The 23,017-nt window shown below is 65.2% G+C and carries 21 protein-coding genes; 10 read left to right on the top strand and 11 right to left on the bottom strand.

All coding sequences use genetic code 11. The features are described 5' to 3' along the window. The first annotated feature begins 15 nt into the window (after nucleotides 1-15). Together CKO28_RS13675 and CKO28_RS13670 are read left to right on the top strand one after the other, a co-directional pair. Entirely contained in the window at nucleotides 16-2,097 is a 2,082-nt protein-coding gene (locus CKO28_RS13675; protein ID WP_200341349.1) for a hypothetical protein, read from the top strand. A 136-nt stretch (nucleotides 2,098-2,233) separates the two neighbouring features. Further along, a complete protein-coding gene (locus tag CKO28_RS13670; protein ID WP_200341348.1) occupies nucleotides 2,234-2,683 on the top strand; it encodes a hypothetical protein in 450 nt (149 codons plus the stop codon). Nucleotides 2,684-2,686: 3 nt separating this feature from the next. On the opposite strand, the gene CKO28_RS13665 is transcribed toward CKO28_RS13670, so the two are convergent. After that, complete coding sequence (locus tag CKO28_RS13665; RefSeq protein ID WP_207168823.1) at nucleotides 2,687-3,241, bottom strand: hypothetical protein; 555 nt, start codon at nucleotides 3,239-3,241, stop codon at nucleotides 2,687-2,689. A 262-nt stretch (nucleotides 3,242-3,503) separates the two neighbouring features. Here CKO28_RS13665 and CKO28_RS13660 point away from each other — a divergent pair, with 262 nt between their 5' ends. Further along, nucleotides 3,504-4,832, top strand: a complete 1,329-nt coding sequence (locus tag CKO28_RS13660) for a hypothetical protein (RefSeq protein ID WP_200341346.1) — start codon at nucleotides 3,504-3,506, stop codon at nucleotides 4,830-4,832. 82 nt (nucleotides 4,833-4,914) lie between these two features. Here the strand turns inward: CKO28_RS13660 and CKO28_RS13655 are convergent, their stop codons facing one another. After that, nucleotides 4,915-5,361, bottom strand: a complete 447-nt coding sequence (locus CKO28_RS13655) for an RT0821/Lpp0805 family surface protein (RefSeq protein ID WP_200341345.1) — start codon at nucleotides 5,359-5,361, stop codon at nucleotides 4,915-4,917. A gap of 155 nt (nucleotides 5,362-5,516) precedes the next feature. Then, nucleotides 5,517-5,813 carry a hypothetical protein gene (locus CKO28_RS13650; protein ID WP_200341344.1) on the bottom strand — a complete coding sequence of 99 codons (297 nt, stop codon included), beginning with the start codon at nucleotides 5,811-5,813 and terminating at the stop codon, nucleotides 5,517-5,519. A gap of 150 nt (nucleotides 5,814-5,963) precedes the next feature. On the opposite strand from CKO28_RS13650, the gene CKO28_RS13645 reads away from it, so the two are divergent. Further along, nucleotides 5,964-8,366, top strand: coding sequence for a hypothetical protein (locus CKO28_RS13645; RefSeq protein ID WP_200341343.1), 2,403 nt, complete (start codon nucleotides 5,964-5,966; stop codon nucleotides 8,364-8,366). Between the two features lie 138 nt (nucleotides 8,367-8,504). On the opposite strand, the gene CKO28_RS13640 is transcribed toward CKO28_RS13645, so the two are convergent. After that, the gene (locus tag CKO28_RS13640; protein WP_200341342.1) at nucleotides 8,505-8,858 is read right to left on the bottom strand and encodes a hypothetical protein; all 354 of its coding nucleotides are present in this window, start codon (nucleotides 8,856-8,858) and stop codon (nucleotides 8,505-8,507) included. Between the two features lie 45 nt (nucleotides 8,859-8,903). On the opposite strand from CKO28_RS13640, the gene CKO28_RS13635 reads away from it, so the two are divergent. From CKO28_RS13635 to CKO28_RS13620, 4 genes are read left to right on the top strand one after another with little or no spacing between them, the layout of a single operon-like run. Then, the gene (locus tag CKO28_RS13635) at nucleotides 8,904-9,314 is read left to right on the top strand and encodes a hypothetical protein (protein WP_207168822.1); all 411 of its coding nucleotides are present in this window, start codon (nucleotides 8,904-8,906) and stop codon (nucleotides 9,312-9,314) included. A gap of 24 nt (nucleotides 9,315-9,338) precedes the next feature. After that, entirely contained in the window at nucleotides 9,339-11,345 is a 2,007-nt protein-coding gene (locus tag CKO28_RS13630) for an SH3 domain-containing protein (RefSeq protein WP_200341340.1), read from the top strand. Nucleotides 11,346-11,371: 26 nt separating this feature from the next. After that, nucleotides 11,372-13,066, top strand: a complete 1,695-nt coding sequence (locus CKO28_RS13625; protein WP_200341339.1) for a hypothetical protein — start codon at nucleotides 11,372-11,374, stop codon at nucleotides 13,064-13,066. Nucleotides 13,067-13,079: 13 nt separating this feature from the next. After that, entirely contained in the window at nucleotides 13,080-13,652 is a 573-nt protein-coding gene (locus CKO28_RS13620; protein WP_200341338.1) for a hypothetical protein, read from the top strand. 81 nt (nucleotides 13,653-13,733) lie between these two features. Here CKO28_RS13620 and CKO28_RS13615 read toward each other — a convergent pair whose 3' ends face one another. The 3 genes from CKO28_RS13615 to CKO28_RS13605 form a co-directional block, all read right to left on the bottom strand. Continuing rightward, nucleotides 13,734-14,348 carry a hypothetical protein gene (locus tag CKO28_RS13615; protein WP_200341337.1) on the bottom strand — a complete coding sequence of 205 codons (615 nt, stop codon included), beginning with the start codon at nucleotides 14,346-14,348 and terminating at the stop codon, nucleotides 13,734-13,736. A gap of 47 nt (nucleotides 14,349-14,395) precedes the next feature. After that, nucleotides 14,396-14,749 carry a heavy metal-binding domain-containing protein gene (locus CKO28_RS13610; protein ID WP_200341336.1) on the bottom strand — a complete coding sequence of 118 codons (354 nt, stop codon included), beginning with the start codon at nucleotides 14,747-14,749 and terminating at the stop codon, nucleotides 14,396-14,398. Between the two features lie 82 nt (nucleotides 14,750-14,831). Then, on the bottom strand, nucleotides 14,832-15,326 hold the full coding sequence (locus CKO28_RS13605; RefSeq protein ID WP_200341335.1) for a hypothetical protein: 495 nt from the start codon (nucleotides 15,324-15,326) through the stop codon (nucleotides 14,832-14,834). 135 nt (nucleotides 15,327-15,461) lie between these two features. On the opposite strand from CKO28_RS13605, the gene CKO28_RS13600 reads away from it, so the two are divergent. Together CKO28_RS13600 and CKO28_RS13595 are read left to right on the top strand one after the other, a co-directional pair. Next, nucleotides 15,462-16,682: a hypothetical protein gene (locus CKO28_RS13600; RefSeq protein ID WP_200341334.1), complete on the top strand. Its 1,221-nt coding sequence runs from the start codon at nucleotides 15,462-15,464 to the stop codon at nucleotides 16,680-16,682. A gap of 21 nt (nucleotides 16,683-16,703) precedes the next feature. Beyond that, the gene (locus tag CKO28_RS13595; protein ID WP_200341333.1) at nucleotides 16,704-16,967 is read left to right on the top strand and encodes a hypothetical protein; all 264 of its coding nucleotides are present in this window, start codon (nucleotides 16,704-16,706) and stop codon (nucleotides 16,965-16,967) included. Between the two features lie 92 nt (nucleotides 16,968-17,059). Here CKO28_RS13595 and CKO28_RS13590 read toward each other — a convergent pair whose 3' ends face one another. From CKO28_RS13590 to CKO28_RS13575, 4 genes are all read right to left on the bottom strand, one after another. Continuing rightward, nucleotides 17,060-19,633: a type IV secretory system conjugative DNA transfer family protein gene (locus tag CKO28_RS13590; protein ID WP_200341332.1), complete on the bottom strand. Its 2,574-nt coding sequence runs from the start codon at nucleotides 19,631-19,633 to the stop codon at nucleotides 17,060-17,062. 41 nt (nucleotides 19,634-19,674) lie between these two features. Further along, nucleotides 19,675-20,532 (bottom strand): hypothetical protein, encoded by an 858-nt coding sequence (locus tag CKO28_RS13585; protein WP_200341331.1) that lies wholly within the window; start codon nucleotides 20,530-20,532, stop codon nucleotides 19,675-19,677. Nucleotides 20,533-20,540: 8 nt separating this feature from the next. Continuing rightward, a complete protein-coding gene (locus CKO28_RS13580) occupies nucleotides 20,541-21,335 on the bottom strand; it encodes a P-loop NTPase family protein (RefSeq protein WP_200341330.1) in 795 nt (264 codons plus the stop codon). A gap of 156 nt (nucleotides 21,336-21,491) precedes the next feature. Beyond that, nucleotides 21,492-21,989: a hypothetical protein gene (locus tag CKO28_RS13575; RefSeq protein ID WP_200341329.1), complete on the bottom strand. Its 498-nt coding sequence runs from the start codon at nucleotides 21,987-21,989 to the stop codon at nucleotides 21,492-21,494. Between the last annotated feature and the right edge of the window lie 1,028 nt (nucleotides 21,990-23,017).

The following is a 23,017-nucleotide window of genomic DNA, read 5'->3' as shown; positions in this document are numbered from 1 at the left end:
CCCCACGCCTTCGTCGTGCGCGGCGAGCTCACGGACGACGACTTGAAAGACGGGCGGTTGCGAGAAGGGCAGTACCCGGCCAACCGTCTCGAACACGACCGCGGCGACGGGATCCCGCCTTCGCTGCGCAAGCGTCCCGACGGCAACCGCTGGATCATGATCGACATCGACAAGGTTCGGCTACCCAAGGGACACGACGGCCTCGACCGGCCCGACCAGGCGATCGATTGGTACATCTCCAACTACCTGCCGCACCAGTTCCGGGGGGCGGGCTACCACTGGCAACTGTCGTCGTCGGCAGGCGTCCCGGTGGACGGGCAGGAGCCGGATCGCGGCGTCTTGAACGCGCACGTGTGGTTCGTGACCGACGCCCCGATCCACGACCGCGCGCTCGCGATCTGGCTCACCGAGCAGTCGTTCAAGCTCGACGTGCCGATGTCGGAAATCGACCCGAGCGTCGCCAAGGCCGTGCAGCCGCACTACACCGCCGCTCCGATCCTCGAAGACGTCGAGGTGGAGATCGATACCCGGTCCGACGTCGTCGAAGGCGGCGGAGTCCACGTTCCCTCTCGCCACTGGGAGCGCGTGGAGCGGGAAGTCCTGGCGGCCCGACAGCAGGCCAACGCCTACAACGCCTGGGTCCGGGACGGCTGCCCGCTTACGACGGACGAGCAAGACGCCGTCCGGCAGCAGCGCGCCCGAGAGCGGAGAGAGCGCGGCCTCCCGGACGCGACGGGGAAATGGGAAGACCGCCTCGCGGCCATCGGCGACGGCGGCGGCCTTGAAGGGTTCAACGCTCCGATCGTGGCGGCGAGCGCGAGCTTCGTGGGACAGCTCGGCGAAGCGTTCGATTGGGAGGCGCACGCCGAGACATTCAAGCAAAGCGTCCGTGAGCACATCCAGGCCGCGCCCAAATCCGCCGGGCGCCCCTCGGGCGACGTCGCCCGGTACGAGTCGGACATGTACCTCGACGAGTGCCTGACGACGGCCGCGCGGAAGTTCGCCAAGGAGCGTCCCGAGCGTTCGGTCAGCTTCGCCGATCCGGACAACGCCATGATCGAGCACCCCGGACTATCCGCTTCGGAAGACTCGGCCCGGAGCAAATGGCGCGCGCTCGCCGAAAAGAAGGCCGAAAAGGCCCAGGGCTGGAAGCCGGAGTTCCTCGACTTCGCGATCTCGCAGGACGTGATGCGCGATCACTCGTTCGAGGCGGCTGTCGCGGCCCTGAAAGCCGAGAGCGACGCTGCCCGGCGCGTTCGGGATCTGGACGCTTACGCGCGCCGAACGGTCGCCAACGCGGCCCTGGACGCCAGGAACGCGCCGGACGCGGACGCCGTCGCCGCCGAGCAGCAGGCCGCTTTTTCGGCGGCGGCGGAGGACAAGGACCACGACTTCGGCAGCGGCATCCGCTCCGTCCCGGAAGATCGGTTCGACGCTCTCGCGCTGTCCTTGGAGGACGCGCCCGCAGACGACCTTCCGGACCGCCTTGTCGGCAAGGTCCACAACCTGCCCGACGGCGAGGAGGCTTTCGCGTTCCGCACTGTCCCCGACAAGCACCATCCGCGCGGGATCGGCGCCGTGGAAGTCGAAGGCCGCGTGCTGTCGCCGCAGGGTCTGGGAAAAGTCGGTTCCGAGCAGGGCGGCGCCATCTCCGCACCCGGAGGCGACAGCCGCGTTTCGCATGGCATTTGGGCGAGCCGCGCGTTCGAGGACGACAGGGGCATTCTCGTGTTCTCGACGGCCTCGGAGGCCGTGCAGTGGACACGCCAGAACCCCGACGCGCCGTACACCGTTCTGGCCACGGGCGGCCCGTCGACGCCGGTGATCGCGCAGAACGTCGGCTCCTGGTGCGCCCACTTCGCGCAAAACCGGGCGCAGAAAGGCAAGCCTGTCGAACCGGTCCGGTACGCCGGTCGCGCCAAGGAGGACAAGCCCTTGCGCGCGGCCGTAAAGGAGCAGGTCGCGCCAGTTATGCCCCGATCCAAGCCGAGGCCGCGTCAGCCGAAGCGCGAGGCCGGCGGCGGCTCAGTGAACGCGAGTTCCGAAAAGTCCGCGAAATCGAAAGGGCGGTCGCACGGAATGGCGATCTCGCGTTGACGCGAAAAAACTTCCTGACAAGCCCAAACCGAATGGAACCAAAAACTGTGTGCATCGCGTGACGGGTTTATGGTATGCGCGTAACTGTTTTTGGGGTCGAAACCCGGGGATTGAGCGCAATGACTGGAGAGGGCCAGTGAACGAAGGGCTGCCAAACGGGGGGATGGCGGACACTGAAGAGGAGCTTTTGATCGCCGACCGGATACTCGCCGGTTGCGTTTCGTACGGTTGGCGCTGTCTAGCCGACGACGTGAGGTCCTTGCGCCGAGAGGAACACGGCTTCAAAGGCGCGAGCATCGAGGTCAGCGTGTGCCGCAATGGCGACATTTCCATTCGGCTTCACGACGGCAGCGCGCCGCGCCAGGCGTCGTTGCGTTTTTTTGTGGCGGCTGCCCTGAGAGAAGCGACTGACTTCGGCGGCGTCTCCAACGGCAGCCTCGAACCCGCCATCGCTTCCATCGTGGCTGACCAAGCGAAAATTTGGGCCTGCGAGATCGCGAGTCTCAGCAGGCCCTCGGAAAACGGTTCTCAGGATGCACGGGAGCGGAGCGACAGCCGCAACTTGTCGCGCCGATCAGCCGCTTGAGACTCAAGCGCGCGCTTCGACTCGCGGACCCTTCAGCGGACGCGCCCAGTCGATCTCAGGAAGGCGGAACGCGATGCTGGCGTCGTGCGCTTGTATCTCCGAAACCGCCGCCGGATCGAAGAGCGTGCCGAAACCTCGGACGTCCCCGTCCGAGGACGCGACCGAGTAAACCAGAACGGCCACATGCCGGAACTCCGGCTCTTGGACCAGCCGACCGAGGAGCCGCGGATACCGCATTCGGAAACGCGTGCCGGACCACGGGTCGGCGTGATCTTCTTCAAGCCCCAACTCCCGGCAGTAACCAAGAAGGTATTCGCGGACCTTCTCTCGCGCGTCTTCCTTCAGGCGCTCCATGTCCACGAACTTTCGCTCCGGCAGGTCGTCTAGCGAGATACGGCTCGGGTCGTACTTCCCGACATCGACGTGGAGTTCGCAGCGGGAGATGGACCGCTCCTGCGCGCGAGCGCCCTTCCAAGCGAGCATGAAACTCGGGTTCCGCGCGCCGTAGAAGCAGGTCAGGCCGTTCGCGGGAGCGCGCATCCCTTCGGGCATCGCCACGTCGGGTATCTCCGCGCTTTCCGGAGGGTGCCCTTCCGGATATGTCAGGTAGCTCTGCAAGCGTACGATAGACATCTTACAATCCCATTGGAGACGATCGCACGCAGGGGTGGAGGCGTTCGTGTGGCGCTCTATCGCCCGCGTGCCGTTCTCACTTGTAACCCGTTTAGTCGTCGCCGACAAGCTTGCCAGATCGACCGTTGTCGTGTAGTGTATCAATCTCACGCGATGCGCGTTAAAAGATTTGTGAAGCGGGGCCGAAATGACGACCGAAAAGTCGGAACGCATGGAGGAGGATCGTCGGACGACGCGATCCCTTTTCGACGTCGATCCGGTCACCGGCGATCGCGTCGAGAGCCTTTGCACTTGGGGGTTGGGGCTTTCGGTCGCCGACATCCATTACTTGTTCGCCATGAACCCCGTAGGATGGTCGTCGATCCATCAAACGAACAAGCGCCATCGCCAAGTGCGCGACGCGACGATGTGCTTGATGACCCGTTGGCTGGAGCGCCACCCCGAAAAAGCTCCGGTGCCAAGCCTGTCGCACGAGCTCGCGCAGGTGTGGGACAAGGCCCCGCGCCACGCCGAGATGGCCGACGTGGTGGATTTCCTGGCCGAAGTCGGAGAGCGCGCGGACGGGAAGGCGACGGCCGCCCGTCTGATCTCGCTCTACCTCGGTCGCGACGCCTCGTCCGCGTATCGTTGGGGCACCGCTCAGGGGAAGGCTACGCCTGTCGTCCGCAACGCCGCGATGACCCTGATGCGCGCCATCCGCCGGGACGGCCCGCAGGCTTGGAAAGAATGGCGGGAGGTCGCGGAGGAGGAAGCCCGCGCTCGCGGGATGGACGGCGTTTCCAGCCGCAAGAGCTGGATATCGGATCCCGAGGGTCAGCCCGCGGACGGCGTCAACGGCAACCGGATCGAGCGCCTCTCGCTGGGGCTTGGCCTGGGCACCCCCGACACCCTGTGGCTGTTCGGGCTGACGCCCATGGCGTGGTCGGCGATGCGAAACGACGAATACGCGATCCTCGTCCGCGACGCGCTCGGTAAAGAGGAAGAGGTGCCAGTCCCCTCCGGCAGTCGAGCGCGCCTTGAGCAGCGCCTCAACTGGGACCGATCCCTCACCGACCGGATAGGGCCGCGCGAGATCGTCTCCATCCGCCACGTCCGGGACCGGAGCAGGGACACCGTGGACAAGCCGACGATCGGCATTCTGGTCCGCTGGCTCGAACGTCATCCGGAAGACTGCATCATTCCGATTTGGTCGGACGTCGCGGACGTCTACGACCTGCTGAACGAGCGCCTGGAAGGCGCAGGTTTCCCCGCGATCCCGGCGAAGCATCTCAGCCTGGCGCTTGGCCGGGACGCGTCGTCCGGCAGTCGATGGCTTTCCACCGGCTCCGGGGAGAGCAAGCGCACCACGCCGATCGTCGACCGCTTGGCGACCCTCTTGCAGCAGGCGATCGAGGAGCGCGGGTTGGACGCATGGCGGGAATGGGCGTCCATGGTCGAAGCGGAAGCCACCAGCCGCGACATCTCGACCGTATGGCGCTCGCGCGGGTGGACCGAGCGCAAGAAGCGCGCCGCTTGATCCCTGACGGGACGCCGGAACGAAAAGAGGCCCGCCGAGATGGCGGGCCTCTTCTTTTCGAGCTTCTCTGGAAACTCGTGGATCAGGCGTCGGCGTTGACGATTTTCCAATCGCCGTCCGGCTGGCGGCACGCCTTGCCGTAACCCTGTTCCTTCTCGCCGCCGACCGTCACCTCGGTCTGGTACTCGCGGCAGTACCGGCCGTTCTCGCGGTAGGTCTTGGTCGGCACCACCTTGCCGCTGTTGCCGCTGTCGGGATTGCTCCAGGTCGCCGGCTCGCCGGAGGGGTTGTCCTCCAGGGCCTTGCCCGTCGCCTCGACATGCTCCTTTTTGTCGTGCCGGGTCATGTCTTCGGCGATCAGCATGCCGACGCCGGCGCCCAGCACCGCGCCGACGCCGGTGGCCACGAGCCGGCCGGTTCCGCCGCCCACCATGGACCCGAGCAAGCCGCCCGCGGCGCCGCCCACAGCCGCGCCGCCTACCTTGGAAGCGCCGGGATACTGCGCGCACCCGGCGGTGGTTCCCGCCACGCCCAAGCTCAGGGCGAGCGCGAGAGCGACAGACTTAACGGTCTTCGTTCGGCTTGCGGACATACTCGTCTCCTGTTCACTGACTTGCCCGCGCGTATGTCGCGCGGATACTGTATTATACGCCATATGGGTGCTATTTCAATGCCGGAAGCCGCTCACTTCGGGTCCAGCGGATCCCTTCGAACCGCGAAATCGAACGCGCCGTTGCGCGCGGTGTCCGGATCGGTGCCCGGCGGGATGACGCCGTAGATCACGATATGCAGGTACCGCGCCACGGAATGGTCGGGATCGGGCGCCACGTTCAGCAAGACTCTCAACTCTTCCGAAGGCGCCCATGGACCCGCCGTGTCGACGTCGTGCAGCCACTCGGACAACCGCGTGTGGCCGTCCGCGCTGCCCCGGGCGGCTTCCAGTTCCGCTCTCTCCACGCTGACCGTCACGTCCCGTCGCAAGACCGCCCCGTGTTCTCTCTGCCCTGGCGCAGCGCCAGGCATTAGACCGCACCCCGCGTTATGCAGTGATTAACACGACAAGGCGGTACGCACACACATAAGACGATACGCGACCTTGAAAAAAGGCCCATTCTGCCGTAGAATAGTAACATGTTCATATTTAGTGCGTCGGAAAGGGAAAGGGCAGGCGATCTGCTGCGCGCTTGCGAGAGCGCGGCGGAAGAGGCTTTGACCGCTTTCTGGAACGACGTGCTCGACCGCGAGGAAGCGGTTTTGGGTGGCAAGCCGACCTCCCGCCCGAAGCTCTATCTGATAAGGACCCCTTCAGGCACCGGCAAAAGCCGTGCGGCCGCCCAGTTGGCGGCGTTCGCGGCCGTGGACCGCTCCGGCGCGGCGACGGCGCCCGACGGGGTAGGGGAGGCGGTTCGACCCTTGGTGTACCTGTGCCCGGACTCGCGGAAGGTCGACGTCGCGCGCAAGCGCGTGTCCGAGCAGCTCGACGTCTTGGGCGTCGACGGCGCGGAGAAGGGCTCGCTCGTCGGCAATATGCTGGGGAAGCGCCTGGCGGGATGCGAGTACCCGGAGCAAGTCGGCCAACTGGCCGCAGCCGGGCTGCCGACGAACGCGCTTTGCAAGAGCGGCGACTGGGAGTGCCCGGCGCGGAAGCGTTGCGGCTTCATTCGCCAGCGCACTCGCCAACACCAGGACCCGTGGGGGCGCGGGCGGTGGGAGCATCACCGGCTCCTCGACTTCGAGGACGGCCTGACGCCGGACGAGCCGGAAGCCGTCACGTTCGCGCCCGTGCGCGCCGTTTCGCACAAGCGACTTCCTCCCGCGATCCGAGACTGCCGTGGCGTCGTGATCGACGAGACGCCTCTGCTGGAGCTTCTGGGCCACGGCTACGTTCCCGTCCACGCGCTCGAAACCTCGATCGCCTACGCGGGCACCGACGAGAGCGAAGACCCGCAGGTCACGGGGCGCGACAAGCTGGCGTCAGTGGTCGCGGACGCTTTCCGCAAGGGGAACGATCCACTGGCGACCGTTCTGGCGCTGTCGGGCGACAAGAAAGCCGCCGTGGCCGAGATCGAAGGCGCCATGGAGGTCTGCCGTCCGCTGTCCGCGGCGGCCATTTCGACCTCCGACGACAAGCGCCGCCTGAAGTCTCGCACGGCCCGGGCGCGACGGGATCACGCGCGGGCGGAATGGCGCCTCTGGCACGTGTTCCGGTCGATCCTGATGGACGGCGGCGAAAGGCTCGGCGACGACGCCCGGATCGCCTATCGCGCGCCGCATGGCGCGAACCCGTGGATCGACATCGGATGGATACGGCCTTTCGCCTGGCCGGACAGGCCCGTGGCCGTGCTCGACGCCGAAGGCGACCCCGACCTGTATCGGGCCGTGTTCTCCGAGACGCACGACGTCGTCGACGTCCCCGCGCCGGAAGGCTGCGAGGGGTGGTCGGAGGCGACGTTCGTGACGGGTCTGGGCGGCACGCGAAGCACGCTCTACCCGCCAGCCGGCGTGTCGTCTTACACGGACTCAAACGGGCTCGAACGAGATCCTTGGAAGGAAGCCGAACGGCGGCGCGCGAAGCTCGCCCACGCCGTCTGGACGGCTTCCGGCGGACCTGAGGGGGACAATGCCCCTGAAGCCTGCGTCGTCGCTCCCGAGCCGCCGCAAGGCTTCGCCGAGGAAGCTTTCGCCGACCCCGCGGAACTGGCCGACCAGTCCGAAGTCTCTCGCTTCGGGAAGCTCCGGATGTCCGCGCCGACGACGGCCACTCGATCGGTCGTTTGCGGGCGCGTGGAGCTTCCCGAAGACGCCGTCAGGCGAATGGCCATGGCTGTCCGCTCCGGGGACATGGTCGGCGCGTTCCCGCCCCACGGCGGAGAGGTGGGGTGGATACAGAGGGACGTTCGACTGCCCCTGAGAGACGGCTCCGTCGCGTCGGTCGTGTGCCGGATGCCTCAAGACCCGGTCGAGGAGTCCGTCCTCCGCAGCCGGAGAGAAGCGGAGCTTTCCCGGGCGGCCAACCGCGTCTCCCCGCTTCGCAGAGCCGCCGAGGGCCAAGCGACGTCGACGGTCATCATCGGCAAAGTCCCGCCGACTGGGGTCGTTTTCGACCGTGTCGTGAGGCTCGAAGACTACCTCAATCCCGACCCGTACCGCTCCGCGGCGCTAAAAGGATCGGGATGCGTTTCCGCCCGTTCCCTCGTCGAACTTGGCGCGATCGAGGCCAAGAAACTCGCCTCGGCCAATCGGCGACTCAAGGAAGCGGGTTTTTCCGGCGATACGTGTCCTTCTGGCTGGATCCCGGTGAAACTCCAGACAGGCAAGAAAGGACGTCCGCCGTACCTTTGGGTGCTGTCCGACGTCGAAGACAAGGTCGGATCCGTTCTCGACCACATCGAGCGTTTCGGGCCTGAGGAGGCCGTTCCGTCCGCCTCGCACGAGCAAGCCCTGTCCGCCATGCAAACCGCTCACGAGCCGTGTGAGGACGATTGGGCGGCGCAAGGGCAAGTGGACCCTCCGTCAGCCGCAGCGTCTCTGTGAGAGGCTTCTGAAGGAGCGTCGGAACGACGCTGCTTCCCCGCCGCGCGCCATACCCCACAGGCTTGGGTCTCCGGGAGTCGTCGGCAGACCCGGTTCGATTTTTTTTCACCACCGTTAGAAAACGTGTTGTCTGGTCTTCTAACGACGCTGCAAAAAAATGAGAACGCCGTTTTCCCTTCGTTCTTCGGCGAAATCCCGGCCCTCTGCCAGAGGTTTGCCTTCTGCCCTGTCGGGGCGTTGGATCGTGTCGGGGCGTTCGTTCTGATTTTTTCGCACCCCGCCTCCCATTCCGAACAGCGCGCCTACGGTCAGGGGCAACCGTGTATCGTAGCATCCGGACGCCTTCGGCGCCGCGTCCCGCAAACGCTTTCCATAGCTCCCTACCGAAGCACGTCCATGAACGGCCCAGGCGGAAGGGAGCGAGTACGGAGCGGGCGCCTGTTTCCAGCGGGCGTGATCGGACTCCTCGTCCACCTTGAAAAATATGAACATGTGCGCTATTATGTAGCGTATAGGATAGCGTGAAAACGTTGCAGTTTGTCGAAAGGCATTCCGTCAGTGGCGTCACGAAACCTGAAGCAGGTCGGCTTCCGTTGCCTTCGCGGTGACCGCGTCGCGTTCCTTTCCCGCGCCAGGGAAACCGACAGCAGCGCCCGCGCGATGCTGCTGGACGAACTGGCCGCCGAACTCGAAGCGGCCGGATACCCCTGGGACTCGTCTTCCGAGCCTCGCGGCCGCGGCCATCCGGTCCGAGGCGCAGGCGCCGCGGATGAAGTCGTCATCATGCATTTCGAGACGACCCGAGAGAACGCGCGCTCCCTGCATCGTTACGCTCTCGAAACGGGCAGGTCCGTCCAAAACGTTTGCCAAGCCGCCTGCGCGCGCGTCGCGCGGCGGGAAGGCTTCACCTGGCGCGGCCTGTCCGGGTCCGACAAACCCAACTCCTGACCGTCGTCGCCGCGGAGGCAGCAGATGCAACGCAAGTTCAAATACGTGTTGTTGGCGGGAGTCGCCGTTGTCGCTTTGGGCGTCGGCGTCGTGTCCGTCTTCATACTCCCCACCGGCGGGACAGCGATCCCGGCCCCCGCGAGCTCGTCTTCCGGCAGCGGGAGCGCGCGTGACGGCAGTGATCGCGGCGGCGAAAAGCTTGACGGCGACCGCACCGGAACCTCGGGCGAGGCGCCGTATCGATCCCCCGAAAACCGAAGTCGCGAAGCCGGGACGCCGAATGGCGGGGTCGCCGAGAGCGAAACAAGCGACGAAAGCCCGGAGACCGACAGCTCGGGCCAACTCGACGAACCCGCTTCCGCGGATGAAGGCGCCGACCACGCTGATAAGACGCTGCGCGAAAAGCGGCAAGAAATCGTCGACGCGTTCATGGCTCGCCTGTACGGCTATTCTGCCCGACCGGACGGCTTCTGGGACGGCACCGCGTTCGAAGGGGGGCAACTCTCGCGAGAACAAGCGAAAGACGCTGCCATGGAAATCCTTCCTCCTTGGTATGACGTCCAAGGCGTCGATCCGACGCGGAATCCCGCGCGGGAGACAGTCGACCAGCAGATGAGCCTAGTGATCCAGGACGGCACCGATCTCCTTATGCTGCGCAAGCGTCTGGATGACCGCGTCGACGAACTTTTAAAGGGCGATCGAGAGACCCAGACCGGCGGCAGCGAGTTGAAAGGCAAGCCGGCGTCCGAGTTACTGTCCGAGAGGAGCGGCGACAGCGAAGGTGACGAGACCGAGGAAGGCAACCCCGCCGACGAGGGCGGTGAAGGGTCGCCGAAAAGCGACGCTCCTTCCGGCGCCGTCTCTTTCGGAAAAACGGCAAAGTCCGACGGCAAGAGCGACAGCGACCCACAACAGACGTCGGGCGGCGGCGCGGTCACCTTTTCTGACCGTGCCTCGGCGGGAAGCTCCGGCGAAGCCCGGGAACAGCCTGACGACGGATCAAGCGGCAAGAGCGACGGCATCCAGGGCCGGTCCGCCGACTTCCTCTTCGCCGACGGTGACGACGCCGCAGACGGCCAGGACACGGCGAAGGACCGTTCCGCTAACACTGACGACGGGCCTTCCGCTTCTTCCGGCGCCGTCTCGTTCGGCTCCGATGGCGGGTCCGCTTCGGACGACGGCGCGAAGCCGGAGCGCGAAGAGGAGACTTCCGGCTCCGGCGGGATTTCGTTCGACTCTCTCTCCGACGAAGAGCCGGGAGACCCCCGCGAGGCCGGGAACAGCGACAGCGAACGGCCGAAACTTTCGGACTTCCTGGCTTCTTCTGACGACGACGAGGCGGATACTCCCTCGAACAAGCCCGGAAACCCCGCGTCGGAAGACCGGGCCGACGACCCCGAGCGCTCCGGTGGGATTTCGTTCGGGACAGTCGATAGCGGCCAGGCGTCGAGCGAGGAGGTGCAGGAACCGGAAAACGACACCCCGTCCGAAAATGCCGAGGACACGACGGCTTACCCCTCTCTCGGATCGATGAACGACCTGGGCGCTTCCGAAAGCGACAAACATGCTGAAGCGGGTCGCGGCGGCGGTTCCGGCGAGAACGCAAAATCGGCCCCTTCCAAGTCCGACGATCCGGAGGGCAAGGTCGTCTCTAAGCCCGTGGACGAAGTGAAAGCGGGCGCCGGGTCGAAGGCCGACGCCCCCGAAAACTCCGGCGGCGCGGACGCGTCCAAGAAGGCGTTCAGCTTCGAGGTCGCCGAAACCTTCGACCGTGTGATGTGGGCCAAGAAGCGTTCGAACATCAGGGCTAAGCCGACCACGTCGGCGCGCAGCCTCGGCGTTCTGGAGACGGACTCGGGCATTCGGGCCACAGGCCGTGTCGCGGGCGAGCGTGACGGCTACCGTTGGATCCGCATCGAGCACAACGGGCGATCTGGCTACATCGCGAGCTTCCTGCTTTCGGGCCAACCCCCGGAGTTCCGGGACGCGAAATCCGAAGAGGGCGGCTCCGGCCTCCCTTGGAAAAATTGAGCAGTCAGTCGAGAGGGACTCCCATCATGCATTCCGCTTGGACGAAAAATCTGGCGTGCGCCGCGCTCGCCGTCGGCGCCGCCTTCGCTCCCTCGGTTGCCGTTTCGGACGGCGCCATTCCGCCCCCGGCCAGCCAAGGGTCTTCCGGACAGGAGAACGCGCAGCCCGAAACGACCGCCTCCAAAGAGATCCGGGCTTGGAAAAGAGCGGCGTCTGAACTCCAGATCGGCAAGCGCGTGATGTCCAACATCGTCAGCGCTCAGGACTACGAGTGCGCGGACGCGTTCGCCGAAGAGTTCGGCGGTTTCCGATTCCTCTCCGCGGGCCGTGTTTGGCTGAGGGACAAGTTCGAGCGGGAGTCGGACCACGAGTGGCTCGCCACCACCTCGCCGAACCTTCTGCACGCGCAGAGCCCGGCGAACGGGCTGACCATGAAGAGCGCGTCCGGCAACCCGTCCAGCGTATTCATGGCGCCGCGTTTTGCCGACCCTCAGACGCTCGCGCCTGACAGTCCTTTGGCCGGAGGCTTGCAGCCGACTCTTGAAGGTCCTGGCGGCTTCAAGGGTTATCTCGCCGAACGGCTCGCCGCGTCTTCGGATCGGCTGCGCGCCCCTGTCTTCGTCTACAACGTGTTCATCGAGGAAACCGCAGACCATGGCGGGGGGCTGTTCGACAAGCTTTTCAGCGGCCCGTCAAAAGCCGAGGGTGTCCGATACGGACGCGCGGTGTATCTCGCCAAAGCGCCTGAGCCGCGCAAGGGCGTCTCTTGCGATCAACTGGCGGCGGCTTTTCGGGCTCGCACTGTCGGGACGATGGCCGAACTCAACGCCTTCAAGGCGTCGATGTCAGAAAAGTTTCCAAAGGCATGGTCCGACCGCCTGCCTTCGGGGGCGGTAAAACTCATGAAACGGCGGCAATATCAGATCGCCAACTCCACGCCCGTTCCGCCCGAGGTCGCCTCAATGATCGACAAGCCGGACCTCACGGCGAGCGCCAGCAAAAAAGTCGTCTCGATGTTCGGCGGAGACTTGGTGTACCCGGAAACGCACCTGAGGCTGGACCGCAGCGGCGTCGGCTCGATCACGACGTATATCGAAGCCAACTCCGCAGATGACGGGTTGTCCGGCAAGTACGAACCCCGTGACGGCAGCGGGTACTACGCCACGGGCATCGTCTCCGTCTTGGCCCCGGACGGGATCCGCTACCCTGTCGCCCGCAACGGACGCGGCGTCGACCGTAACACCGTGATCTCCCAGAGCCACCAAGAGCTTCTCAACCCGAGCCTTGTCGGCAATGACATCATTCGCTGGAAAGAAGTCGTCGAGGAAGATGCCTGGGAACGCGGCAAAGGTGACGGCACCCTTTACACGATGAAGACAGTCGAGTTCGAGGTGGACAAGATCGAGCACACGATGAAGCGGATGGTTTTCCGGCAACTCCAGACCACCCGTCTCAAGGAGGCGTTTCCAAACAGGTATCCCTTCGAGTGGGATCAGATCGGTTTCATGAAGAAAGCCGCCTATCGGTCTTGTCGCCGTCCCAACGACCAGATCTGCGTGTTCGATTGGAAGTTTTACGTAGTCCCCGATGGACCGCGCGATCCGAACATGGAGCCTTTCGTCAGCGGGCGCGTGCGGTACGCTTTCGAGTCCGTTGCTGCCGGTTTCATTTCAGCCGTTCCGGTCGGCGTTCGGATCTACGAGATCAATCCGGTCCGGTGAGGGAGGGTGACTGATGAGCAACCCCCCGAAACTCGGCGGCCCCATCGGATCGAACGGGTCCAGCCGCGCCCGTCATTCCGCGTCCGGCAGCGCGGGGAAGCGCCTGCTGGGCGCCGGTATCCTGGTCGCCATGAGTCTCTCGATCGTCGGCGCCTTGTGGCTGATCGCAGGCCCGCGTACGGGAACAGGAGCGGATGAAGGGTCTGCAAGAGGCCGCATGGTCTCGGCCATCGTCCAGAAAGTCAGGCAGACTCCGCTCGGTCCCGTAAACAGCCGCGTCTTCGAGGTGTCCGAGGCCACGTTCGCTCCGGACAGCGGCGTGGAGTTCTTGAAGATTTGGGAGGCGGCCAACGGCAATCGCCGGGCCGTCGTCCGCGTCGTCGTCTCGGTGCCGCCCAGCGACACGCTCTCGGCCTTCCTCGGCGACCAGCCGGAGCCGGTGCTCATGCCGGTGCGCGCAGGTGTCGAGGAGGGGCCTGACGGCGTCCGCGTCGGCAAGGTCGACGCACAGACCGACGTGCTCAGCGATCACGTCGGGGACGGCGCCAAGAAGGGCCTGTGGTCCGGCGTCAAAGCTCTGTTCTGATTTTCCGGCGCGCGATCCGTGCCGAACGAAAAAGGCCCGCCATGGAGCGGGCCTTTTCTTATCCGCGGCGGCGCGGACGCTTCAGACGCCGAACAGTCCGCTGACCGCCCAATCCAACACCATGACGACGGGAATGCCGATGCCGAGAATGGCGAGGACTGTCATAATCTGGGGGCCCATTCGCGAACTGTCGCCAAGGGTCTTCAGGAACTCCCACAAAGCCCACGCCAGCACGAACGCTAAGGCCCCGTAGACGATCACCGAGTGCGCGCCCTCCCAAAAGCCGGGTCCCGCTTCCGCCTGCGTTTCGCGCACCTGCTCGGTGGCCTCGAAGAACTGGTTTTCGAGCTCGCGGTATTGCTGGGACTTTTGAAGTTCGTCCTGCGCCTTCTGGAAATTCTCCTTCATCGCTCGTTCGACGTCGGACGTGGAGGTCTCTCCGCCGTCATTCGACGTTTTCGACGAGTTGCCGTCCGTCGCCGCCTGGCCGCTACCTTCGGGCTTTTCGCGCTGCCCGGCCCCGAACACTGCGTCGAACGAAGGCGCGCCGTAGCTCCATCCGGTGTTCGGCTCGATCGATGGGCGCTGCCCTTCGCTTGCGCCTTCAGACGGCTGGACCGGATCTACCGTCTGAACGTCCCCGCTTTCGGCCTTCGGCTCGCCGTCGGAGCCCTTCTTCAACGTGTCGCCGTACATCGCCTGTCCCTTTCACGCAGTCCAATGACGCTTGCGGCCAGAAAGCCCTACTCGCGCTTTTCCACGCGCACCGCCTGTCCCGTGAGCACGCAATACGGCATGTCGCGCTGAGTGCTGCCGAAGTCGAACCGAGCGTTGACGATGGCATTGCCACCGTCGGTATTTTCCAACACTTTCTTGCTGGCGTTGTCGTAGGCTCGGTTCATAACTTGTTCGAAACTATTCTCCCACGAGCGGTTGTTCCCTCCGAGCTTGTCCCAGATGTTTGCGAAAAACTCCTTGCCCACGCCTCGGCCAGTGACGCCTGAAGCTTGGATCAAGCCGAATTCTTCGACGATCTCGTAACCCACGACAGTGTCGCGGGGCGTGATAGGAACAAAGCCTTCTTCGATCTCCGGCATCTCTTTACCTTTCCGACTGACTCAAGCCGACCTTCAAGGGATCGGCAGCGACACTCCTGAACCGAAACCGGAGGGCGGCCAACTAGCCGCCCTCCTGCTCCTGCATCATCCGCTCGAAGCGCTGGACGCCCTTGCTCCAACGGTCGTTGACCTCCTCGGCTGTCGGAGCGTTCTTGACGGCTTGTTCCGCTGCTTTTCCGCCAACCCTCATGGAGTTTTCGAGCTTCTCTTCGACCTTCCACTTCTCCTTGAACTTCTCGCCGTAGTCGCCTTTGCACCAATCGTCGCCGGCGAACTTCCGCATCGTCTCGTTCTGGATGCGCTTCATCGCGGTCGCCTGGAACTTCTCGAACAGCGACGCGTCTTCGGGAACCTCTTCGATCGGGGCGGCACAGGGTTTGCCTTGGCGCTCGCCGGCGCGCGCGAAGCTCTCCGGCTCGTTGTCCATGACAGATCCGGTGTCCTGCGCTTGCGCGGACAAGCCCCAGCCCGGACCCGAACCCGGCGCGACGCCCGCGCCGAAGGCGACAGCCGCGAAGACGCCCGCGGCGGCGAGCAGGCGGGTCTTACGTTTCATGCTCACTGCGATCTCCCTCGCGTACCGAATGCGATTGCGGACCGCCGATAACGGCCCATATCTAAAAATGGGCTCGCGCCGGCGCTTCGTGTATTATACCATATGGAAGCGAGCGATGTAAGTTTGGAGTCAGTTATGGAACAGGTTGCGCAAAACGCCGGAGCGACGCCTCCGTCCCGAATGGCCCCGGCCACCCGCGTGAGCGTGTGGAAGCGCGCGCGGCAGGAGGCCGGTCGCCTCGGCCACGAGATGACGGGCGGCAACGTAGGCAGCAAAGAGGCTTGGGTCCGGGCGAAACAGGAAGAGGGTCGCCGGTACCAGGAGTACCAGCGCCACCGGGAGGTCAGGGACCAGCTCGCGCTTTTCCTCGGGAACGCCCTTCCGGACCACCGCCACCTCCTCAGCGGCGGCGATCAAACGAAGCTCCAGGAAGATTTCGCCCGAGCCAAAGAGCAATACGACCGGGCGAACGCCATGCAGGCGCAGCGCGCCCAGTCGAAGGCGAAGGACGTCGACGGCGCCCGCAGGGGAGCGATCGAGGTCTCCGGCGGCGGAGCGGGCGAAATCACGGACGCGGAGCCAGAAGAGGGGCCCACGCCCGACCAGATCGAAGCCGTCGGGAAAATGCAGGAGTACGCCCGCGCTCGCGAAGAGCGGATCGGCCTCCGCAACGGGTCGATCAAGCCGCCCCCCGACATGAAGGCCGCCGTCGACCAAATGCGCAAGATCGCCCAGATCGATTGGCAGCGCTCGCGGCTGCCGAACACGCAGGCACACTGGCACGAGCGCGCAAAAGCGGCTGAAGACGCCAAGGCGAAGTACGACAAGGCTTGGAGAGATCTCCGCGACATTTCGCAGGACTATCACGACCGGCTCGCCATTCTCACCAAGGTCGAGCCGGGGATCATGCAGTCCCTGCGGTCGTGCTCGCCCTCGCTCGCCCCGCGGAAGTTCATCGAGTTCGAGGACAATTTCGGCACGCACCCCCACTCGAACTTCGGTCCGGCTCCATCCCCCCTCGGTCCCGGCGCGCATGAAAAGGTGCCCGAGGGGTTCCAAAAGGCGTTCGACGCGCGAAGCGACCTCATTTCGAATATGGACCCGGACAACTTCCAGAGGGCTTTGGGGCTGACGTCCGAACTGCCCAAGCGCGAGGCGAAGGCCGAACAAGTGCAGGCGGCCGCGACCGAGCGCTCGCCGGAGCGGACTGGACGCAGCGCGCCGCGGATCTCCGAGAAAGGGTCCGTGAGCGCGCCGCCGAAGTCGGGGCGCGATCAAGACGCGGCGGAGCCTAGCCGTTCACCGGAGCCGAAACCGGTCGTTCCCGCGAAAGCTCTCGGATTGGACATCGACTGAGTCGTTCACTGGAGCGTTGGGATGGCACGGGACATCTTCGACATCATCGACGACGAAGCCGGCGTTTCGCCCTCGGGCGACGACGCGGAGGCCCAAGGCGAGCCGAAACGACGCGGAACGCCTTCCGGAGCCGAGTTCGACCTGGAGGGAATGGAAGACGATTTCCCGGAAGCGGCGCCGCCCGAGATCACGGACCGCCGGGATCCCTTCAAGCCTTTCCGCGAAGCCTCGCAGCGCTCCGCAGGGGGCAACTCGAAAGGCCAGGGCCGCTCGATCGACCCCTGACCTCCGACCGGCCTCACTGGCCGCGAAAAAGGCCCCTGGGAACGAACCCAGGGGCCTCTCTCTCTTTACAGGGCCGTTTTCGGAAGCTCCGGTCAAACCGTTCGGCTCTCGTCCTCTTCCTTTTTCTTTTTGAACTTCCGGAAGTCGTAGCTCGCCGCTTTCAGGCGGCCCGTGTCTTCCTCAACGCGCTTCAAGCCCTCGATGCCGCTGCGCGCCTCCTCGGAAAGCCCATGCGGATCCTTCTCGCCGTCCCCGGCGTCGATGGCCTCTTCGACGCGGCGGACGTCGACGCCCCGTTTGCCGACCTTCGGGACACGGCGTTCCGGGGCGGAGGCGCTCTCGGCTGAATGGGCCGTCGGCTTGGCTCCATCGCCCTCGCCGGCGGGCTTGTCCGCGCCTTCCGGGGCAGCCGTCTGAGACTGCGCTTCAGCGCGATTCATCATGGCTTTCAGTTCGACGTGCCCCTTGTAGAACGGCAGCCCGCACAACACCGGCTGCTCTTGCTTCGCCATGACGAGCACCTGACCTGGCGGCATTTGGGACAGCTCGTCAGGCGTCAGAAGCGAACGAGCCATGTTTCGGTAAGAGGACCCCTTGGACCCCCAGTCCGAGAAGGGTTTGGAGGCGCTGCCCTTGCGGGCCTCCCCTTGTTCCGTCTGCTCGACCACAGTTGTCTGGCCGAGCATCTCGGACGCCTCCTTCGCGGTTTCCCCGGTGACGCCGAACCATTGGACGGTCGCGTTGTTCAGCCAGTTGCGCTTGCCGCTGTCTCCGGCACTGTCTTTCACCTGGCCGATGTCCTGAACGATCCCCCACAGCGTGATGCCCGCGCCGCGGCCGATGTTGTTCGCCGTCTCGTGCAGGATCGGCATCGACCCCAGGGCCGGCATCTCATCGATCAGGAACAGCAGGCGCTTCGACAGCTTCCTCGGTCCGCCGCCCGCGTTCTCGTTTTCGCCGTCGGCTTCCGCGACGCCCTGGGTGTCGCCGTTTTCGCTGTCTCCACCTTCGACGGAGTCCTCGTTGTGCTCCTGCAAGATCGGCTGCATCAGGCACGTTAGGATCAGACGGGGCAGTCCCGCGTTCTTCTTGTTGGTCAGAGTCGCGACCGGGATCTGGATGTAAAGGGTCACGTCCCCGTCGAACACCTGGAGCGGGTTGAAATAACGGCCGTTTCGCCCGGGCTTGCGGACGATCTTCGAGGTCTTCCAGTCGTCCATCCAGCCGAGTTCGGAAGTCAGGGTGGAAACCGCGTTCGGGAAGGTTTTCTCGATCTCGCGCGGGATCTTCCCGAGCGCCGTGATGGCCGACACCGTGAAGCCGGGATACCGGGCGTATTGCAGGAACTCGTCCTTGTCTTCCGGTTCGTCGTCGGTCCCCTGGAGTTCGAGGAAGCGGTTCTCCGCTTCGCGGTAGCTCTCGTTGAGAAGCCCTTCCCACTCCTCGATCATTTCCATCATCCGCTCCGGCGTCAGCGACGCGATGCGGTTGAAAGTGTTCATCGTCGGCGGGTCGGCGTAGTCCGGGTTGCCCGCGTAGTGCTCGCCCAGCATGCACAGGATGATGCCGTAGGCGAGGTTGGACGCGGTCTTCTGGAAGAACTTGTTGTCGCCGCCCTCGCTGTTTTCCGGCACTAGCGCTTCGGCGATCTGGCTCACCGACGGCAGGAACCGGGCCGGATCGGACGGGTCCAGCCAACCGAAGACGTCGATCGCGTCGCTGTAGCTGTCCTTCGGCTTCAGGCGGTAAATCTTCTGCCCGAAGTCCTGTTTCCTGCGCTTGCCGCTCGCCGCGTAGATTTCGCCCTTCGGGTCCAAGACGATCAGAGGGCCCGTCCACGTCAACGTGTTCGGGATGACCACGCACGCGGTCTTGCCCGCGCCGGAACCCGCCACGGTCAGGAAATGCGCCGCCGTGCCTTCGGTTCCCTTCCAGAGCAATTGCGCTTGGTTGTTCTTCTTCGGCGTGCTGACCCACTCCCGCTTCTTCCGGTCGTAACTGGCCCCCGGCGACGCGCAACCGATGACCGCTTTCGGTTCCGGCAGCTTTCCGTTCGGAAAACGGCTCAACAGGCTGTGCTCTTGGCTGAACTTCGCCTTCGCGCGCTTGATGCTCATGAACGCGGAGCTGCCGTGCCCGGTCGTCGACGCCTGGATGAAGGACCGGCCCCCGTTCATCGACCGGTACCACCACGCGCTGACCTTGTCGTACATGATGCCGTTGTCCATTCGCACGCACACGAAGTTGACGATCAGCATGACCGGCAAGAAGAGCAGCGACGACCACACCGCGTAGTCGGCGTTCAAGAGAACCCACCAGGGTCCGTACTCGGACAGTCCGGGCGCGATCCGGTTGACGAGCTCGAACCGCACCCAACCGAAAATGAAGCACACGTGAAGGAACGCGAGCGTGTTGAGCCCGAAAGACCCGACCAGCCCTGTCGTCGAGATCAGCAGCGCGATCAGCCAGACGAACGGCGTCCCGAACAGGTTTCCGACGAGTTTCCAGTTCGCGAGGCCCTCAAGCCAACCGCCAAAAACCGGGATCCACCCGATCCAGATGTGGACGGTTCCGACGAGGATCGCCGGGAGCCAGAACGGGGTGGTCGCCACGATCCCGAGCCACACCCGCGCCCAAATCCAATTGAAGACCCTGTAAAAGAACATCCATCCGACCTTTCACTAACTGAGACGTTGCCGCCCGGACCTCACTTCATCCGGGTGCGCCTCCAAGACATCGCGAGAAACGGGGCCATTGCGAGGATCGCCACTGCCGCTCCGACCGGGATGTCTTGGGAGGAGTCACCAGGTATCGCGAAGCCGCCGTCCGAGACGACGAAGACCGCTTGCCATAGGCACAGGGCCGTCAACCCCAAGGCCGACCCCCGCAGCCGCGTTGAGAGCGCCAAGACCGCGAACCAGAAAGCGGGGGCCAGCGCGATCGCCCAGATGAAGTTCTCTCCGCCCGGCTGGTACTGCGCGTAGTCGAACACCGCGGCTTGCGTGAGCGGCACCGCCGCAACGGGAAGCACGACTTTCAAGGCCCAACGGGCAGGCTTCTTCAAACGGTCGGCGCCGTCGCGGGCAAACTCCCGGCTCGCGCCGAGCATTCTCGCAGCCCCCTCGAAAAGCTCGTCGTAGTCGTCGCTCGACGCTTTGTCGCCGCCGGCCTTTTTCCCGCGCGACCGCACGCTCGCGCCGCCGGACACCAGGCGCTTCAGCGAGGTCCTGGACTTGCCCTCCAGTTTGACCTTACGGCCTTCCTTGACGCCTTCCTTGCGGGCGTCTTCGACGAGATCGGAGAGCGCCCCGCGCAGGTCTTCATCCGTCAACTCTTCGAGTACGCCGCGCTCGATCTGGGCGCGCTCCCGCGGCGGCTTCCGCCGCAGCCGCATGCGGACCTTGCGGCTGAAGCGCTTCATGGTCCGCTCGTCCAGCTTCTCCTCGCGAAGAAGCTCGGCGGCTGAGATGAGCGGGCCGCTCGAAACCTTCGGCTTTCCGGCGGGGGAAACCCCGGAGGCGCCGCCTCCGGGGTTCTCCGCCTTGCCCATGTCGGCGTCGCGCATCGCCACGGCTACCCCCGCTTCGGCGCGATCGGCGCGAAGGCGTCCTGGATGTGCGCCACCCAGTCCCGCAGGGCCTTCTTGGCCCGCGTGGCCTTCATGGCGTTCATGCCCGCCTTCTTCGCGATGGACTCGCGCTCTTTGTAGGCGTCAAACGGCGTGTAGCCCTGAGTGCGCACCGCCTCCCACAGCAAGCTGTCGCACCGCCGCACGAACGGCACCTCGCCGTCGTTCTCGGGGTTCTCCGTCCCGATCAGCGTCAGTTCGCCGGCCTCGCGCATCTCCTTGACGCGCTTCCAGAACTTGAGGTCAGAGATCGAGCGGAAGCCGGTCCCCGCGCGGTCGTTCAGCACGAGGTACACCTTCGCCCAGTCGCCGAAGACCTCGCGCACGCGCTCGATGGTCTTCCACGCCTCCTTGAGCGCTTCTTGGTCGTCGTCCGCGACGGCGAGGAAGTGCGGGCGAATGCCCTCTTCCTGCCAGATGCCAGCGCCTTCGGAGCGCTCGATCCATTCGAGGAACGGCTTCAAAACGTTCGCGCCGGGATCGACAACGGTCGGGCCGGACGCGAAAACGTCGAACGTCGGGTCGAAGAACTCCTCGGCGGCCCTAGGGTTTCGCGCGAGCTCATCCATGGACTGCCCCTGATCGAGGGAGAGGTCGACGCGGTCCTCGCCGAGAATGCCCGACAGGGAGCGCGCGCTGTCCATCTCCACGACGGCCGGCTTCACGCCGCAGCGCTCCCAGATCATCAGCGCGTTGACGGCGACCATGGTCTTGCCGACGCCTCCGTCGTTGGACGCCATGATGAGAACTGGGGTCTCCTCCTTGTGATCGATCCCGACCGGCTCGTGCCGTTCTTCCTCCGATCCCTTCGCCTGCTTCTCGTCTTGCGACATCACGATCTCCTCGCAACTTGACTGCACACCCCGCCGACCGGCGGGGGTCTCGACGTCCGCCCCTTAGTCGTCGACGGGGCGGAAAAGCTCTTGCGCGTCTGCTTCCGCGCGATGCCCCTGCCGGCGTCGCCGCTCCCGGGCCGCTTCTTCGTGCAACTCTGCGGCCGCGTCTCCGGCAGTGGCCGTTCGCTTGGTCCCGCGCTGACCTGCCTGGGGCGCCGCGGACTCTCGCGCGCCCTCCTCGGCTTCCCTGCGCGAACTCCGGCGCGTTCCCTCGCGGGGACTCGCCCCGCCGCCCGGTTTCGGCCGATCTGCCGGGGTTTTCGCCGGCGCGCTTCGCTCCCGGCGTTGCGACGTCGACGGGTTGCCCGTCGCCGGAAGCTCGAACCCCTCCGGAGCGGGCGCGTCCAGCGCCCCTTCCTTCACGAGTGCCCGATAATGTATGCGCACGGTGTCCGGTTTGACCGGCTTCGGCACGATCTTGGCACGATGCAGCATGTCCGCGATGTCCGCGAACCGCGCGCCGCGCTCCTCCCGCATCCAGCGGATGAGGTGGACCACAGGGCGTATCCGCTCCTTTGTCGGCCCCATGGGCTGGCGCGCGAGTTCTCGGAAAGCCTCGTACGGTGACTGGCCGGTAGTCATCTGTGCCCTGCTGACGCACTCCAAACGCTCCTTAAGGTATCATGAGGAGGGTCTGATTTCAATGTGGGCGTAACGAAAAAACGCGGAAGATATACCGCCTACGCAACGCTTCGATATCGCCATCATCACGCGTCCTTTTCGCTGCCGTCCCGTTCACATATCGTATTCGATTCGCATCTGTGCCGCGTTCGTGCCGCGCGGATAACGGCTCAATGACGCTCAGTCGGGTTCGCACATATCGGTTTCGTACGCCGCACATTCGGTTCCCATAACGGTTTTATTCGGTGGATGCGTATGGTGTAACGGCTTCCCGTCCTCCTGCCCTCGCAATGGGTCTCTCCCGGACCCCTCGATCCCTTCCGGTTCTCGACATCGCCCACAGGGCGGGCGTCCGCGAGCGGGGAAAGGCGTCTCCGCCTCCCCGCGCCCTTGACCCCCTGCGCCTGCCGACGCCTCCCGCTGCCGCGCGGAGGCCGGTCGTGCAGGCCGTCTCGGCGGGGCTTGCCGCCGCCTCGAAATGAGAATCAAAACCGGGCGAGTTCGCCCGAGCTGGGCTGACGCCGCCAAACGAACGCTCCGCTGGGCTGGAAAGCGAGGCCGCTGGGCGGCTCCCCCAAAAAAGACCCGGCGGGGCGAGGCCCCACGCGAAAGGCTCACAGACCCGTTCCAGGGTCTTCCCGGCCCGATGGCCGCCGGAAAGGCGTTCCGCCGCTCCTGCGGCTCCTGACAGGCCGCCGGTCGCGCTCCCGCGCTCCTGGGCGGCGAAAGCACGGGAACGGCCTCGACGCTCCCGCGTCTCGGCCTCCATCCCTCAGGCAATGTTGACACCGCCGCCGAGGGCGGCCTCCAACCTCCAATGTTGACACCGCCGCCGAGGGCGGCCTCCAACCTCCAATGTTGACAACGATCCCACCGGTCGCGCCCCTCCAATGTTGACAGAGACC

It is taken from the genome of Rhodovibrio sodomensis (assembly GCF_016583645.1).
GTDB lineage: Bacteria > Pseudomonadota > Alphaproteobacteria > Kiloniellales > Rhodovibrionaceae > Rhodovibrio > Rhodovibrio sodomensis.
Note: the sequence above shows the minus strand (reverse complement) of the source record. Positions and strands in the feature narration are given on the sequence as shown.